Source organism: Streptomyces sp. NPDC107517 (assembly GCF_055582645.1).
The window spans coordinates 1-15,440 of record NZ_JBVJPM010000068.1; the positions used below are offsets into that span (position 1 = coordinate 1).

The 15,440-nt window shown below is 67.5% G+C and carries 14 protein-coding genes and 3 pseudogenes; 10 read left to right on the forward strand and 7 right to left on the reverse strand.

What is annotated here, in order from left to right; genetic code table 11:
• Positions 1-359: 359 nt before the first annotated feature.
• Positions 360-1,382 (reverse strand): PP2C family protein-serine/threonine phosphatase, encoded by a 1,023-nt coding sequence (locus ACZ67T_RS45290; protein WP_469992795.1) that lies wholly within the window; start codon positions 1,380-1,382, stop codon positions 360-362.
• Positions 1,383-1,523: 141 nt separating this feature from the next.
• Positions 1,524-1,991, reverse strand: a complete 468-nt coding sequence (locus tag ACZ67T_RS45295; protein ID WP_469992797.1) for an ATP-binding protein — start codon at positions 1,989-1,991, stop codon at positions 1,524-1,526.
• 337 nt (positions 1,992-2,328) lie between these two features.
• Between ACZ67T_RS45295 and ACZ67T_RS45300 the strand changes: the two genes are divergently transcribed.
• The 3 genes and pseudogenes from ACZ67T_RS45300 to ACZ67T_RS45310 all read left to right on the forward strand — a co-directional run.
• Positions 2,329-3,375 (forward strand): sensor histidine kinase, encoded by a 1,047-nt coding sequence (locus tag ACZ67T_RS45300; protein ID WP_469992799.1) that lies wholly within the window; start codon positions 2,329-2,331, stop codon positions 3,373-3,375.
• Positions 3,376-3,436: 61 nt separating this feature from the next.
• A complete protein-coding gene (locus ACZ67T_RS45305; protein WP_469992801.1) occupies positions 3,437-4,144 on the forward strand; it encodes a response regulator in 708 nt (235 codons plus the stop codon).
• A 215-nt stretch (positions 4,145-4,359) separates the two neighbouring features.
• Positions 4,360-4,847: pseudogene (locus tag ACZ67T_RS45310) on the forward strand (transposase family protein); the annotation flags it as partial.
• Here ACZ67T_RS45310 and ACZ67T_RS45315 read toward each other — a convergent pair.
• The 3 genes and pseudogenes from ACZ67T_RS45315 to ACZ67T_RS45325 all read right to left on the reverse strand — a co-directional run.
• A pseudogene (locus tag ACZ67T_RS45315) lies at positions 4,835-5,329 on the reverse strand (transposase); the annotation flags it as partial. The pseudogenes ACZ67T_RS45310 and ACZ67T_RS45315 overlap by 13 nt on opposite strands.
• 170 nt (positions 5,330-5,499) lie before the next feature.
• Positions 5,500-6,660 (reverse strand): hypothetical protein, encoded by a 1,161-nt coding sequence (locus ACZ67T_RS45320; RefSeq protein ID WP_469992803.1) that lies wholly within the window; start codon positions 6,658-6,660, stop codon positions 5,500-5,502.
• A 778-nt stretch (positions 6,661-7,438) separates the two neighbouring features.
• Positions 7,439-7,564 (reverse strand): hypothetical protein, encoded by a 126-nt coding sequence (locus ACZ67T_RS45325; protein WP_469992805.1) that lies wholly within the window; start codon positions 7,562-7,564, stop codon positions 7,439-7,441.
• Positions 7,565-7,610: 46 nt separating this feature from the next.
• On the opposite strand from ACZ67T_RS45325, the gene ACZ67T_RS45330 reads away from it, so the two are divergent.
• From ACZ67T_RS45330 to ACZ67T_RS45350, 5 genes and pseudogenes are all read left to right on the forward strand, one after another.
• Complete coding sequence (locus ACZ67T_RS45330; protein WP_469992807.1) at positions 7,611-7,781, forward strand: hypothetical protein; 171 nt, start codon at positions 7,611-7,613, stop codon at positions 7,779-7,781.
• A gap of 345 nt (positions 7,782-8,126) precedes the next feature.
• Positions 8,127-9,056 carry a S66 family peptidase gene (locus ACZ67T_RS45335; protein ID WP_469992809.1) on the forward strand — a complete coding sequence of 310 codons (930 nt, stop codon included), beginning with the start codon at positions 8,127-8,129 and terminating at the stop codon, positions 9,054-9,056.
• Positions 9,057-9,081: 25 nt separating this feature from the next.
• Positions 9,082-9,312, forward strand: a complete 231-nt coding sequence (locus ACZ67T_RS45340) for a transposase (protein ID WP_469992820.1) — start codon at positions 9,082-9,084, stop codon at positions 9,310-9,312.
• Between the two features lie 51 nt (positions 9,313-9,363).
• Positions 9,364-10,206 carry a hypothetical protein gene (locus tag ACZ67T_RS45345; RefSeq protein WP_469992811.1) on the forward strand — a complete coding sequence of 281 codons (843 nt, stop codon included), beginning with the start codon at positions 9,364-9,366 and terminating at the stop codon, positions 10,204-10,206.
• 1,500 nt (positions 10,207-11,706) lie between these two features.
• Positions 11,707-11,799: pseudogene (locus ACZ67T_RS45350) on the forward strand (VOC family protein); the annotation flags it as partial.
• Between the two features lie 49 nt (positions 11,800-11,848).
• Here ACZ67T_RS45350 and ACZ67T_RS45355 read toward each other — a convergent pair.
• Entirely contained in the window at positions 11,849-12,160 is a 312-nt protein-coding gene (locus ACZ67T_RS45355; RefSeq protein ID WP_469992813.1) for a hypothetical protein, read from the reverse strand.
• Between the two features lie 461 nt (positions 12,161-12,621).
• On the opposite strand from ACZ67T_RS45355, the gene ACZ67T_RS45360 reads away from it, so the two are divergent.
• Together ACZ67T_RS45360 and ACZ67T_RS45365 are read left to right on the forward strand one after the other, a co-directional pair.
• Entirely contained in the window at positions 12,622-13,053 is a 432-nt protein-coding gene (locus ACZ67T_RS45360) for an Rrf2 family transcriptional regulator (RefSeq protein WP_469992814.1), read from the forward strand.
• Between the two features lie 82 nt (positions 13,054-13,135).
• A complete protein-coding gene (locus ACZ67T_RS45365; protein ID WP_469992816.1) occupies positions 13,136-13,888 on the forward strand; it encodes an SDR family NAD(P)-dependent oxidoreductase in 753 nt (250 codons plus the stop codon).
• 113 nt (positions 13,889-14,001) lie between these two features.
• Here the strand turns inward: ACZ67T_RS45365 and ACZ67T_RS45370 are convergent, their stop codons facing one another.
• Positions 14,002-14,787, reverse strand: a complete 786-nt coding sequence (locus ACZ67T_RS45370) for a phytanoyl-CoA dioxygenase family protein (RefSeq protein ID WP_469992818.1) — start codon at positions 14,785-14,787, stop codon at positions 14,002-14,004.
• Positions 14,788-15,440 lie beyond the last annotated feature (653 nt).

Here is a 15,440-nt window from a genome sequence, read left to right on the forward strand (position 1 = left end):
ACACAGACAGCCGCCCACCCGGCGAAGAGGATTCCAAGGACACCTGCGCACTGTAGAACCACACCACCCGCCCCACCGCCCCGGCACGCGTGGCTCATCACCGAGCTCTTCATTGGCATTGCCTGGACCTCTTGGTCTCGGTGACAGGAGCCGGGGGCGTGGCGACTGCGGGCTGCCGCGGCAAGTGGGTATGGTTCCAGGTCCCACGGAGTAGCCGGGAGCACCCTCTGCGGGTGCATGGACTTCGTCGCCACGCTGGGCTCTGAGCGACCGGGCGACTTCCACGTGCCATCCAACAACCGCAGCACAAGCCATCTCCACGGTCCAGCCGCAGTCAGAGGCGGCTGAGACTCTATAGCTCAGAGGGCAAGGGCGAGCAGGGCGAGGTCGTCGTGGGCACAGTCGGCGAAGAGGCCGAGGTCGGTGTCGAGGTAGGAGACGACCTCTGCCGGGGTGGGGCGGCCGGGCTGCTTGTGGAAGCGGGCGCCCAGTCGCTCCTGTATGGGGTAGAAGGTGCCGTCGCCGTTGCGGGCCTCGCTTGCTCCGTCGGTATGCAGCAGCAGGACCTCGCCTGGTTTCAGCGCCTGGCTGACCGCCGAGCCGCCACCGTCACCCGCACCGTCCATTGCGCCCAGACCGAGGGGCAGCCCAGGTTCGGTTGACAGGGCTTGGGCCCCGTCGGAGTGGATCAGCAGTGGCTCCGAGTGGCCCCGGTTGACGACGGTCAGCTGGCCAGTCTGAGGTTGGTATTCGATCAAGACGGCGGTGACGAAGAGCTCTTCGTCGCCACCGTCTGCTGCCTCGCGCTGCAGCCGCCGGTCGAGCCGGGCGGCGACCTGCATTAGGTCCTTGTCCTCGTAGGCGGCCTCGCGGAAGGTGCCCAGCACAGCGGCTACCGTCCGCACGGCGGCCAGCCCCTTGCCGCGGACGTCCCCAACCACGGCCCGCAGCCCGAAGGGCGTCATTTCAAGCTCGTACAGATCGCCGCCGATCAGGGTCCGCGCGTCCGCAGGCCGGTATAGGGCAGCGGCCTGCAGTGGGCCGACCTGTGCCGGCACTGGTCTGAGCAAGGTGTTCTGCAGCGCCTCAGCGACCGTACGGGCACGGACCAGATCCCGGCCTTGCCGAAGGCGCTGGCGTGCCAGGGCCACGCCGACGATGCCTATGAGGGCAGTGACCACATAAGCGGCGACATGGTGTTGTTCAGTCAGGTGTCCGACGCGCTCGGCGAGAAGGATCTCCAGGGCGAGGGCGAGCACGGTGAACGCGGCAGTCACCGCGGGCCCGGCGGCGAAGGCAGCGACCACCGGCAGCGGGATGAGCAGGAAGCCTGCCGCCATGTGCTGGGGCAGCGCGCCGTCCAGGAGCAGGTCGGCCGACATCAGGGTGGCGGGAAGGAACCGTACCCAGGCGGGAGGCCGCGCGACGCCGCACCTGGAGTCAGTGGGTGTGGAAGCCTGGGAGGGGCGAGAGGGCAGGAGGTCGGGCAGACACATCGTGAACAGGTCCGTTCGGCTCGTGGTTCAGGCGGCAATCAGGGCAGCGGCGTAGGCCTGGGCGTCCGAGTTTGCGGCCTTGGTTGACTGTGTCTGTGGGGAGAGTCGGAACCACACCCACTTGCCGTTTCGCTCGGGCTCGCAGCCCCATGCCTGGCTGAGGGCATCGAGCAGGAACAGCCCTCTGCCGGACTCGGCGGACAGGCCGGGCTGATGCGGGCTGTGGGCGCAAGGAGTGGGGAGGTCGGGGGCGGTGTCGAAGACAGCGCAGTACAGCTCTCCCGAGGCGCTGACGGCGATTCTCACCACCACGTGGTCGCTGCTGGTGTGCCGGACGGCATTGGACACCGTTTCGGTGACTAGCAACTTCCCGAGCTCGATGATGTCCGGGCAGTCCGGCAGCAGCGCGGTGACTGCACGGCGGGTTGCCGCGGCGGCCCGCGGGTGCCGGGGCAGGACGAGGTCGAGGGTGGAGACGCTGCTTGCTCTGTCCATCAGGGGCTGCTCCTCCTGGGCAGTTTCGGTAAGTGGCAGGTGAGCTGGATCCCCCGTGCAATTTCCACGCTAGGAGTCTGCTCGCTCCGGCGGATCGGCCGATCTGTCCTTTCGGATCGGCCAAAAGTGCTACGGGTCGGCCAAGCCGGGTTGCGCGGCGAAGGGTGGGACATGGGATGAGACGGAAGACAAGCGCTCACTGGCCGCCGGGGAGGTCTGCGTGGCAGCCGCTGGAAGGAACCACTGGCCGCTCGGCTGCTGGAGCCGGTGGCCGATCGCCGGGACGGTCGCCCTGGCCGTAGGGCTGGCAGGCGCCGTCAGTGCCGAGGCAGCGGTCTTGGCCGATCAGCCCACACCCGCCCATGTGGTCGTGTGGGTCGCGGGCGCGCTGGTCTGCCTGTGCACGGCCCCTGTGCCCGGCTGCTCGCTGCGGTCCAGGGCCACCGCTGCAGCGGCAGTCACCTGGACGGCTACGGGCGTGGTGCTCTTCCTCCCCGGCCCGATCGCTGTCTGGGGAGCCGGGGAGGCAGCCGCACTGCTGGTCCTGCTCATCGGGGTGATCCGCCGCCTGCCGCCCTCGGTGGCTGCCCCGCTCGGCGCGGCCCTTGCCGCTGGGGCGGTTGCCGCTCCGTTGCGCGATGAACGGCCCGGGTTCTTCACGGCACTGCTGGCGGTGCTGACTGCGACGGTAACCGCTTTCTCCGTGTACTTGCGCGCGCAGGACTCCCGCAGACTGCAGGATCTGGCCGCCCTGCGCTCCTCCGAGCGCCTGGACCTGGCCCGGGAGCTCCACGACCTCGTCGCGCACCATGTGACCGGCATTGTCGTGCAGGCCCATGCCGCGCGCGCCACCGTCTCCGACGTGGAACAAAGCCGCCGGATCCTGGCAGATATCGAGGAAGCCGGAGCGGAGGCACTGTCCTCGATGCGGCGGATGGTGCGGGTCCTGCGCGGCACGAACACGGCAACAACGCCAGTGGCGGGTCTCCAGCAGGTGCGGGAGCTCGCCGAAGAGTACGCCCGCACCGGGCCACCCGTGTTCCTTGACATCGCGGCAGATCTGCCGCAGCCCCTACCGGCCGCGGTTGAGGCTTGGGTGTACCGGGTGGTCAGGGAGTCGCTGACCAACAGCCGCAAGCACGCTCCGGACGCCACCGAGGTAAGGGTGTCCGTGCTGAGCGACAGGGGTTCGGTGGTGGTCCGGGTCGTTAACGACGGCACCCGTGGGGCGCAACCGGCCGGTACCGCTCTGGGCGGCGGTTTCGGGGTCGTCGGACTGCAGGAGCGGACCGAGGCACTGGGCGGCGAATTGAAAGCCGGTCCACTGCCGGAGGGCGGCTGGCAGGTCCATGGGCGGCTGCCTCTGGAGGACCGGGCTGCCTGACGGCCGCACTGGGCGAATGGGTTCCACCGCTGGGTTGCGCCGCCGGGCGGCCGGGCGTGCGATGAAGACCGGAGAGGTTCTGGGGACGCGGGAGAGGCGGTGGTCGGCGATGGCGATCACTGTGCTGATCGCTGACGACCAAGCAATGGTGCGGTCGGGGTTTCGCATGCTCTTGGACAACGAACCCGACATCGACGTCGTGGCCGAGGCGGCCGACGGGACCCAGGCGCTGGAGGCTGCCCGCCGGCTCCGCCCGGACGTGTGTCTGTTGGACATCCGGATGCCCGGCCTGGACGGGCTGGAAGTGACCCGGCGGCTGTGCGGGCCCGAGGAGTCTGATCCGCCGAGGGTCGTCATCGTCACCACGTTCGACCGCGACGAGTACGTCTTCGCGGCCCTGCAGCACGGGGCGTGCGGCTTCCTACTCAAGGACGCTAGCCCTGCACTCCTAGCCGAGGCCGTGCGGGCCGCGGTCGCCGGAGAGTCGCTGGTCTCGCCGTCGATTACCGTCCGCCTGCTGCAGCAACTGGCCCGAACGAGTCCGGCCGTTCCTCCGCAAGAGCCGCTCAGCGACAGAGAACTGGAAGTCGTAAGGCTCGTGGCCCGCGGCCAGACCAACCAGGAGATCGCCGAGGGTCTCTTCCTCTCCATGTCCACGGTCAAGACGCACTTGGCGAACATCCAAGCCAAGCTAGCCGTCCGTAACCGTGTCGAGATCGCCGCCTGGGCCTGGGAGAGCAGGCTTGTGGGGGCACCAGAGCCACCATGAAGGGCAAAGACGGCGCGTGGACACCAACCCACTACGCCGATGGCACCGAGCGAGCCGGCGCCTGGATCGCGGAGGGGTCTGCTGCACGATCGGGTGACATCTTGACCTGCCCCACCTCTCAGGTTCCAGTTCTGGTGGCTAACTGACGGCCTTTCACGAAAGGCTCTCGGACATGCCCCGCGCCTACCCCCCCCGCTGAGTTCCGCGCCCGTGCCATCGCGCTCGTACGGGCAGGAAAAGAACAGAAGCAGACGGCTGTTGACCTCGGCATCCATCCGGTCACGTTGTCGAAGTGGTTGCGTCAGGACGACGACGACAACGGCCGGCGGCCCGGCAGGGTCTCGACGGAGTCCGCAGAGCTGCGTGCAGCGCGGCGGCGGATCCGCGAGTTGGAAACCGAGCTTGAGATCGTCCGCAAGGCCGGCAAGTTCCTCGGCGAGGACAAGCCGACCCCAAAAGGCTCTACCCGATGATCGACCGACTCGTCGATGCCGGGGCACCAGTCGACCGATGCTGCCGGATCCTCGGGGTCGCCCGACAGAACTACTACAAACACAAGCGCACCCCCACCACACCGCGGCAGTTACGGCGGGAGTGGCTGACCGGGCTGATCCGGGAGGTCCACGTCGCCCCACGCGGCACCTACGGCTACCGCCGCATACATGCCGAGCTCACCTTGGGAATGGGGCTCCAGGTGTGCTCGATGTCGAAGCGTCGCAGGTATGCCTGCCAGAGACGGTCGGCGTCGTCCGGGGTGGCATCGGTGCCTGACCACCACAGCCAGACGGGCTTCGGTGTTGCTCCGCTGGGCAGGTGGCCGATGTCCAGCCGGATCACCGTCCCTTCGACGATCGGGAGGGTCCCATCTGCGGCTGCCCACGAGGATCGGTGGGTCAACTTGGGGTGCAGCCGGTTCCAGGACCGGGCCCTGGCGACTCCATAGAGGCGGGTGTCGGTGATTGTTTCGGTGTCCGGGGTGCCCCAGGTGTCTGGCTGCCCGAAGACGAACTCGCCGCCGTGCCGGGGCGGTCGGCCCTGAGTGTGCGGCAGCCGTGGTGGGACTGCTCTGCGCAGGACGCGGTCGGATCGCATCCTGGCCAGCACCTGGACCGGCAGGTCTTTGAGGAGGAAGCCCAGGCGGGGTGCGTCGTATCCGGCGTCCGCGACGATGGCGGTTCTGGGAGCTGGTGACGAATGCTCAGCTGGTTGTGAGGGCCGGGAGGTTCGGTTCGTGTCGTGTCCGGCCCTTGTGCGGGTGTTGTCCCGGAGGGCGCCGGGCGGTCAGTGCGTCTTGCCCGGGGTGTAGCGGAGGATGACGCCGCGGCTGAAGTTGGCGTCGCCGCGGGCCTCCACTTTTACGGAGCCGACGCCCCAGGCCTGGTTGGTGCCCGGGATCGCCGGATCTCGGTCAGACGTAGTTTCTGACTCCGGTCGGCCGTGGTGACCTTTCCGCTGCGGCCGCGGGCGTACGGCGGGTCGGCGATCTTGTGCGGCACACCGTCCGAGGTTCTTCGGCGGATTGAGTAGAGCAGTCGGCCGGCGCCGCCGTTGTCCCCTTCCATGCCTCCTGCGGTGATGGTCATGGCGCCGGTCTGGACGCCGCAGTTGTGGCAGGCGTCGGGGACGGTTCTGCTCCAGTGGGTACCGCTCCGGTGGAGTGCGAACGGATCGAGCTCGACGGCATCCCCATTGTCGTCCTCGCCGGCGAGGCGGCCGAAGAACCAGACGTCGCCCGTCGGCGTCGCGTAGAGCGCTGTGGGGCTCACGCCCAGGGCGTCCCTGGAGCCGGGAGGGGGCGTGACGGCAGGCAGTTGCTCGCGCTTCCAGGTCCGTCCGTCCCAGTGGAGTACGACGGCGGCACCGTCCGGGAGGCCGTCCTCCTCGGTGAGTGTGCACCCGGCTGCCCACACGTCGTCCGTGGCGGTGTGGGCGAGCTGCGTGGCGGGCGCGGGCAGTTTCACCGTCGTCCAGCGGGTGCCGTTCCAGTGCTGAGCTGTGGCGCTCTGGTCGGTCACCCAGACATCTGCCGGGCCGAGCACCGCCACATCGGTGAGATGGCTCGGCGGGTTGTCCACCTGCCGCCACCGGGTCCCGTCCCAGTGTGCGGCGTACGCGGCCCTGTTGCCCTGCCGGAACAGCCACACGTCGCGTGGCGAGGACGCTTCGAGACGGAACGAACCGCCTGTGTGGGACCCGAAGCCGGGCGGCAGCTTCTGCGGGCGCCAGGAGGTCCCGTCGAAGTGGAGCAGCGACACCTGCTGAGTGTCGATCCATCCCACGACAGGCCGGATGGCAACCGCCCAGGCATCTTTGGCCGAGGCGGCAGCGATATCGACGACGGACGACGAGAAATCCTTCGTGACGTAGTCGTAGGTCCAGCCACCGTGCTGCCCGCCAGGACCGGTGACAGGCCCTGCGCGGTGCTTCTTGGCGGATGTGCCGCCGCCCGAGCAGCCGGCCACCGCACAGACCGTCACCATCACCAGCCCCAGAGCCCTGGTGCGCCATCGCCCCATCCCGCTCACCCCCCTCGGTTTGCCGGGAGTCTACGGTCATCCATGCGTCATGGCGCCACCTCGTGACCCTGCCCTGACTGCCCCTGAGCAGGAGATGACTGCGCTGGTCGGCGGGTCCGCCTCGTAGGGGCGGATGAGGAACAAGTCGAACCGGACCGCGGCGGACAGGGCGGCGAGTGCGCCCTGTCGACCGATTCCCGGCAGCTGCGACCAGGACGACCACGGCGACCTGAATCAGGGCCGCGTTCGTGACGGACGGTTGCGCGCGGAAGTTGACGGGTGCGAGGGCCACGACGAAAGGTCCGGTCAGCGCCGCGAGGCGGGCGAGCCGGTCACGGAGGGGTGACGGGAAGCGGTGGCGCAGGGCCGGGACGGCATCGGCCGCCTGACGCTTTCTCGGTTGGCCTTCACGGTAGCTTGATGCCTCGTGGGGACGGCCGGTGAGGGCGGTGTCACATGTTCAGTGCGGAGGGGAGGGCGCGTCGGATGCGGCGAGGGAGAGACGTCCCTCCACCGGACCTTGAGCGCTTCGGTTTCTTCGCCGCCCGCCTGTGGCAAGAGCGAGTTCCCGCCCCGACCCCCGCCGGACAACGGGAACGCGCGGAGCGGGATCTGCCGACGCCGCGGCGGGCTGCTCGACGTGCCTCCAACCGCGGTGGGAACACGAAGCTGGCCCGACTGGCTGCCCGCCTTCGAAGAACCCGCCCCGTTCAGCCCGTCGGGAAGCCGGGCAGCCCTGCGAGAGGTTCAGGTCACCCGCATGGACCGACGATCCTTCCTAGTGCTCAGCAGCAGCACCCTGGTCGACCTCGCCGACCAATGGGCCCGCATCGAACCCCGCCACCTGCACCAGGCCCTCGACGGACAGAGCGTGGACAAGGAACTGCTCCAGTGGCTGGAGCACCGCTCCAGTGAACTGCGGGCCCTGTCCGCCGGGCCCCCATCCGCAGGTGGCCACACTCATCGACGCCCATCTGCACACCACGATCGACCTCATCGCCCAGGACCGCTACCCGCAGACAACCGGCCGACGCCTGCACGCCGTTGCCGCCGACCTCGCACACTGCGCCGCCTGGCTGCGCTTCGGTCGCACGGTCGCCCCAGTCGTCCGGAAGCCCTGAGGTTGTACGCGGCTGCACCACAAGGGCAGTCTCCTGACAGGAAACGCACTCGATGCTGTTTTCTTGAGTTGAAGGCGAAGGAGGCTGACGTTGTTTTCGACAGAGCGAACGGGAGCCACTGGGGCAACGGGAACGGGAGCCGCGTTGCTCCATCCTTGAACCAGGCGGACGCGACACAGGTTCGTGATCGGAAACGAGACTGAGAGCCACGTGACGTCGGAGTATCGGCGTGCCAAAATCCAGCGTATGCCAGTTCGATACCCGCGCTCTCTGCGCCCCGGCGACCGTGTAGGCACCACTTCTCCCTCGAGCGGAGTCGCGAAGGAGATGCGCGAGCGCCTCGATATGGCGATTCATGATGTGGAGGCGCGAGGGTACGAGGTCGTCGTCGGCCAATGTATGGACGGTTCTGGTCATGTGAGCGCTCCTGCCGCTGACCGCGCGCGCGAGCTGATGGCGATGCTGACGGATCCCGACGTCAGGGCCGTGGTCCCGCCGTGGGGCGGAGAGACAGCAATCGATCTACTGCCCCTGCTCGACTGGGACCGCTTGCGTGAGGCCGAACCGACTTGGCTCGTTGGCTACTCGGACCTGTCGACCATCCTCACGCCGCTCACTCTCCTCACCGGCACGGCGACCGTGCACGGCAACTGCCTTATGGAGACTCCCTACCGAGTGCCCGAAGGGCTCTCCTCGTGGCTCGACATCACCGCCGCGCCACTGGGGCACCGGTTCACCCAGACTCCGCCCGAACGCCACCGAGCTGCGGGCCGGGACGACTTCCGGACCCAGCCGGAGGTACGGGAGTTCACCCTCGACACCCCCGGCAGGTGGACCAGGCTGGACGGCGACGGCGACGTAGAGGTCGAAGGCCGCCTCATCGGAGGCTGCATCGAGACGCTGTGCAATCTTGCGGGGACGCCCTACGGGGACACCACGGCATTCGCTCGCGCGCACGCGCCGGAAGGACTGCTCATATATGTCGAAGCAGCAGAAGACAACGCCTTCACGATCTGCCGGAACCTGCACGGGATGAGGCTGGCGGGCTTCTTCGACAGGGCCAACGCGGTCATCGTCGGTCGAACCTCCGCGCCCGGCGGCAGCTCCCTCACACAGCATCAGGCCGTGCTGGACGCACTCGGGGTGCTGGACGTGCCGATCATCGCCGATGTCGAGTGCGGTCACGTCCCGCCGTACCTGCTCATCGTCAACGGAGCACGCGGCCGAATCGTACACACCTCAACCCGCAGCGAACTCACCCAAACCCTGGACTGACTAGCCCGGGAGGGTCTGTTGCAGCATTGGGGCAGGTCAAAGATGTCACCCGATCGTGCGGCAGACCCGATTCAAAGTCATCCCCCGACGCTGGGTCGTCGAGCGAACCTTCGGATGGCTGATGCACCACCGCCGCCTCGCCCGCGCCTACGAAACCCACCCCCACCGCTCCGAAGCCATAATCCACGTCGCGATGATCGACCTCATAAGCCGACGCCTCACCCGCGAATCCACCCCGAACTGGCGCGACACCTAACCTCGAACCAAACAACCTCACCGGAACGAAACGCTCTTTTAGGATCGGCCCATGAGCATGGCAGACGCCGACCGCATCGCCCTCGATCTCCTGGACGCCTACCTGGAAGACCTGTGGCGGGCAGCTGGCGAGCTCCAGCGGGGAAACCGGGCCGTCGTCCCCGAGGCGCCGCGCGAGCTGGTCGAGACCGCCGCGGACGGTGTGGCCACGGAACTCCTGCGGTGGGGGTACGAGGAGCTGGCCGGCATTCCGCGCTCGCCAGCCGACGTGTTCGCCCGGAGTGTCGGCAGCACGATCATGGAGCTGCGGCGGCGTCGCAGTGCCTGGAACGCGGCGGCCCTGCGTCTGTTGGACGACCCGTACGTCTTTCTCGCCACCGGTCCGCGCCGGCACGAGGACTGGGCCGAGGATGTGCTCGCCCTGATGCACCGGGAGGTCCCGGACCCGCGCGGCTGGCTGCGGATCGACGTCGACCGCACCAACGATGCCCGCTGCGCCGTGCCGGCGTACCCGTTCGAACCGCCGCTCGCAGCCGGGTTCCGGGACCGCCTGCACAAGCTGGAACCGGCGGGGGCCGTCACCGCCCTCGCCGTCATGGCGGAGGGGTGGGGTGACGATCGGCCCGTGCGGCACCGGTCGGAGCGCGACGCCCTGCTGGCCGACGCACGGTTCCTGCTGGACCGCTATGGCCCGGACGCCCGGTTCTGGACGAACGCCCGAGACGCGGCCTCGGACCCCGCCCGGGACTTCGTCCGAGCCGGCCTCAAGGGCACGAGGGTCCATGGGTTCATCACCGGCGAGTACATCAACGGCCTTGACCTGCTCGAAGATCTGGGCCTCATCGCCGTGTCCGGCGACGAGGTCGGGGTCTTCTGGTCCTTCGGCGCGTACTGACAGCCGCTCCCCGGGTACGCAGACTCGCCTCATAGGACTCCGTTAGGTCCTTCGGCTCAGCCTCTTTCTGGGCATGTTGGGTGGATGGACGCACATGAAGTGAACCGTGTCCGGGCGGAGTTGGCGTTATTCGTGGCTGACGTGTTCGCGTCGGTGCCGCACAGGGATCAGCGAGCCAAGGTGATGTTCGGCTTTCTTCTTTCAGTGGTTTTTAGTTGTGGGGTTTTCAGTGGAAACGCTGGGTCGCTGAGCTGGGGCTTGGTGCGTGTGCGCAGGCTGTGCTGAAGGTTTCATGCCGGGTTTTCGCTGAAGGGGCGCGGTGTATCTGCAGGTAAGTAAGCCGTTGACCTTGTAGATGGCACAGGCCCCGAACGGGGCGTCCTCACCAGGCGGTCGAGCAGGCCGAAGCGGTGCTGGGTGTCACGGAAGGCTGTGATGCCGGTAATGCTGTCGCCGGAGAACTCGACCACTGGAGGGCCCAGGGCCCAGGGCACGTAGCCGGTGCCGTCCGGGCGGGGCAGTACTGGCCGAGGGCGGGGGAGCCGTTCGGGGCCGGTCAGCCACGCCTGGTTGTCGAGCACACCACGCATCCACTTCGGGTACGGCGGCAGACACCACGTGGCATCGACATGGAGGAGCATGCTCAGCTCCTCCATGTCATCGCGGGAGAAGGCTGCTGCGTGCCGCGCGGCCAGCCCCCGGCGGACAGCCAGCTCAGCGCCGTGTGGGCGGTGATCCTGAGCGCAGGCGCGGTGACCTTGCGCCGTCGGTGTCCTGCAGGGATGCCTCGTGGCGCTTGCCCGTGCTGCCGGCTTTGGTGATTGTCTGCCGGCGCACGGCAGAAGGTCCACGTAGTTGTCCGACGTCAGCGGTGCTCGATTCCGGCAGCTTCGAGTTGCTCTGTCAGGCCGTCGGCGGAGATCAGCCCGGCACCACCTCGCTCCGGTAGGTCTCGCCCAGCCGGAGCGAGGAGTCTTTGTTACTCACTTTCGGGTGAGCGGGTCTGTGCTGGCGGGGTGGCGTGGCATGGTGCAGGGCTGCGACTGGCCTGTGTTTTCTAGGGGTGTGGGACTGAGGGGGCGTCAATCCGATTGATTCAGCCATTAAATGGTTGCTACAGGCGAATGTCACAGGAACCTGTGAAAATCATGATGACTGCCGCGCCGTCTGGACTTTCATGCGGAATCGCCGCACGCCGGCGGGCGGCGACGCGCATCACGGGATCGGCTCCAACGAGCCCGTCTAGAATTCCAGCAGGATTTTGCTGTCTGACCTGGTCTTTCGCCGGGTGGCGGGAGTGGAGCGTGACTTCGGTCGTGCGGGGACGGCCTTACGGAGACCGCCCCTCGATCGTGCGGCATCGCCGCAGCTAGTGACAGCGGCGGGCGACTGCTTGGCGTCGGCGGCGCCAGTTCGACCAGCTCAGCGCGTGGTGTCGTCCGCGGTGTCCGCTCAAGTTCGGGGGCCGGGCACGACAAGCTGCCAGGAGTCGCCGAACCCCGCGGCCTGTACTTCATGGATCCGGCTGGGCACGGCATGGAGATCATCACGTGGCCCTATGACAGCCACGAGCAGACGCCCACAACTTCGTGAGGCAGTGGTAGGCCGGGGAGTGCCCCGGCCTACCACTTGTCGGCGTAGTTCAACTGCCGTGAGTTTCCTGCGGAGTCCAGCCTGCTGGTGACCGTGTGTGGTCTCCAGCCGCGTATCGGCTCCACGTTCCGCCGGTCTCGTTGAGCAGGCGAGTGGTGGTCTTGTCGTGGTAGCCGAGAGCGTCTGCGACGACGGGAGCGGGCGTCTCAAGGAGTTGTTGCCGGATGGCGGCGCCGCGGGCGGCGGCCACTGGGACGCCGATCTCATTGAGGAGTGCGGACAGGTGGTCGGGGCGGCAGGGCTGGCCCGCACGGCGGCCAAGGAACAGCCAGGGTGATGCCTGGTTGGTGGCGGTGTTCATGTTGTCGCGGTCGGTGATGTAGTCCAGCAGCAGGGAAGCGGCCGGCTCGGGATGGGGGAGACCGGTTCCCGGAGCCGGAGGAGTACTGCTTCTCCGTCGTGCATGACGTCGTTGACGGTGAGCCGGACGATCTGGTTGAGAGGCTGGGCGTATTGTCCGGCCCGACGGCATGGTGCTCGGCCATTTCACCATCCGACGGCCAGGACGCCGAGGCCGCCGCTCAACTGCCGGGCCGTCCGGAACAGTCGTGGAGCTGTGCGACTTGTGCGGCGACCGCCCGCAGTTGCGCGACCTGTTCCCGGCCGGCTCGCAGTACGCCGGGCCGCCCGTTCTCGATTCCGCCTGCGAGCGGATCCACGTGCGCGTCCAGGCGGCTCGGCTCGGGTTCACCCTGCAGAGATTTGCCACATGTCGTTGTAACAATTACTGTTACGACGAGGTTGAGGGAGGTGAGGTCTGAGGTGAGCGCCAACAGCAGGCTGACCATCGCGGCGCATGCCCTCATGTGGATAGGGCTATATCAGCGTCGCGGTCACGAGGTCGCCACCTCTGAGCAGATCGCGACGAGCGTCAACACCAATCCGGTGGTGATCCGTCGCCTCCTGTCCGAGTTGCGCAAGGCCGGCCTCGCCGACTCGCGGCGAGGTGCAGGAGCAGGCTGGATGCTTTCCCGGGACCTGGCGGCGATCACTCTGCTCGACGTCCACGAGGCGATCGCCGCTGGACCGATTTTCGCTCTGCACCGCTCGGCGCCTGACCCCGAGTGCGTCGTGGGCCACGGCATAGGACCGGCGATGACCTCCGTCTACGGCGAGATCGAGGCCGCCCTCCGCAGGGAGTTGGCGAGAACCACGCTGGAGGACGTTCTGAGGGACGTACTCAAAGCCGCCTAGCCCGCCCCTGGTCTCAGTGGTGGCACGTTTCCGCGCCCGTCAATGTAACAATAATGGTTACCTCAAAGTTTCGGAGAACCCCATGGGACAGCTGGACGGCAAGACCGCCCTGGTAACCGGCGCCTCTACCGGTATCGGTCTGGCCATCGCGCGCAGGTTCGCCATCGAGGGAGCGACGGTCTACCTGACCGGCCGCCGCAAGGCCGAACTGGACACGTCTGTCGCGCAGGTCGGCAGCCGCGGGATCGGCATCCAGGGCGATGTGTCGCAGCTCGACGACCTCGACCGGCTCTTCGCCGAGATCACTAAGCGCAGCGGCAGTCTCGACATCGTGGTCGCCAACGCTGGCGTCGGGGACTACTGTCCGCTCGGCATGATCACCGAGGAGGAGTACGAAAAGACCATCTCCATCAACCTCAAGGGCACGATCTTCACCGTCCAAAAGGCCCTGCCCCTGTTGTCGCCCGGCGCCTCGGTGATTCTGCTCTCCTCCAGCGCGGCCCTGCGCGCCGCCCCGGGCCTTGGTGTTTACGCCGCCACCAAGGCCGCGATCCGCAGCCTCGCCCGCACCTGGGCCGCAGAACTGGCCGGCCGTGGGATCCGGGTCAACGCCCTCACTCCCGGCCCCGTCGAGACCCCCGGAGGTGACGAACTGCGGGCCACGTTCCCGCAGGGCGATCAGTCCGCGGTGGCCGAACCTGCCTCACCGACCCCGCTCGGCCGCGCTGGTCGTCCCGACGAGGTCGCTGCCACCGCCCTCTACCTGGCCGGAGAGCACAGCTCCTTCACCACCGGTGCGGAACTGCTCGTCGACGGCGGCGCCACCCAGCTCTAGAGATCTTCAATGGCTGAGGTTGCGGCGGTTGGAAGTTGCGGCCGGTCTTGGTGATGAGGCCGTCGATGAGGCCGGGCCGGGGAGCCGGCCAGGGCCGGTTGCTGATGACAGCCTCATCTCGGTGGCCTGCCGGCCCTCGAAGCTCCTCCGGCGAACTCACTCAACGGCGCCGTGACCGCTTCTTGCCACCGGTCTCGGTGGCCGTCGGCTCGCAGTCGGTAATAAAGGGCCTCCCGGCCCCCGTCATCGGCTGAGCCTGCGTGGTCGCCGATGTTATGCGCGAGCAAGTAGTGAGCGAAGATTACGCTGCCGGCCGGGCCGACCGCTTGCACTGGATCGCCGAGTTCGATCTTCGGGTACGGTCCGGGTGCCATGTCCTCAACTCGTCTGAGGGCATCCGCTCCCCGCACGGCGAGATACCGGCCGAACCTGAGATGAGTACCAGGCCACAGCCACAAGTTGCCCCGCCCGGGTGACGAGTGATCAGTGAGCCACGCACCCGTGAGCAGAGTGAAAGTGCCCGGTCGGCCGTCGGATTCCGTCGGTGTCAGCCCGTCGACATGAGGCCCTCCTGGGCGGTGCGGCCACGGGGGAATCGTGGTGGCCACCTGCACACCTTCCGGCCTCTGCATTCCGAGCCCACTACGGAGCAACTGCCTCGCCAGCTCCTGAATCCTTGTCTGGAAGAAGAAGTCGAGCAGTGGATGCCCCTGGTCTCCGAACTGCCGAAAGATGAAGTGCGGACCCGTATGTCCCTCGGCGGGAGGCTGGTTCGCCAACATGGCTGCAACCACCTTGCGTCCGAAGGTGATCTCTCGAGGAGTCAGCACGCCAGGGACCACGAGGTAGCCCTGCTGGCGGAACGTCGTCCTCATGTCCTCAGTGATCACGGTAGCCACCGCCTCAGTCCATCAACCGATAATCCTTGCGAGCAAGCGATTTACCTGGGCAGACATGGCGGTCACCACGGAGCTGATCTAAGGGAGCAATACGGACGATCTTCAAGGAGGCCCCGCACGGGCGCGGACCATCGCCAGGGGTCGTCATTTCTCACCAACATCGCCAAGCCGCCCACACTTCCGGCTGCCTCCCGAACCGGTCGACAGTTACTGCTGTTTGTGAACGCAGCCAGACGCCCAGTGCCCTGAGTGCGCCATGCCGCGACGCCATTACCGCTTAAGACGCGGAGCTGGACGCCCCGGTGGGATGAGGGAAGCGCAACTCCTGTGGCCCGCTCGAGTGCCGGAGGATCCGCTCATCGAGTCATCCCTCATACGCAGCTTGGGTGATATCTCGACCTCGCGTTGAACCGTCGAGCCTGGTGGGCGTCGAGTGTGTTCGGCGGTTCAGCCGGAGCGCAACAGTTGCCACGCGCCCTCCCTCTCCTGCGGCGCGCATCGCCAGGAGGCTCGGCTCTCTCGGGGCTCTCCTGCATATACGACTTTCGGCAGTACAGCGGGTCACGTCCGCTGGAGTGGTGTATTGACGGCCACTCGGTGATCTCGTTTTGAGGCTATGCGGTGAGTTCCGTGGGCAGGTCGGTCTCGCTGGT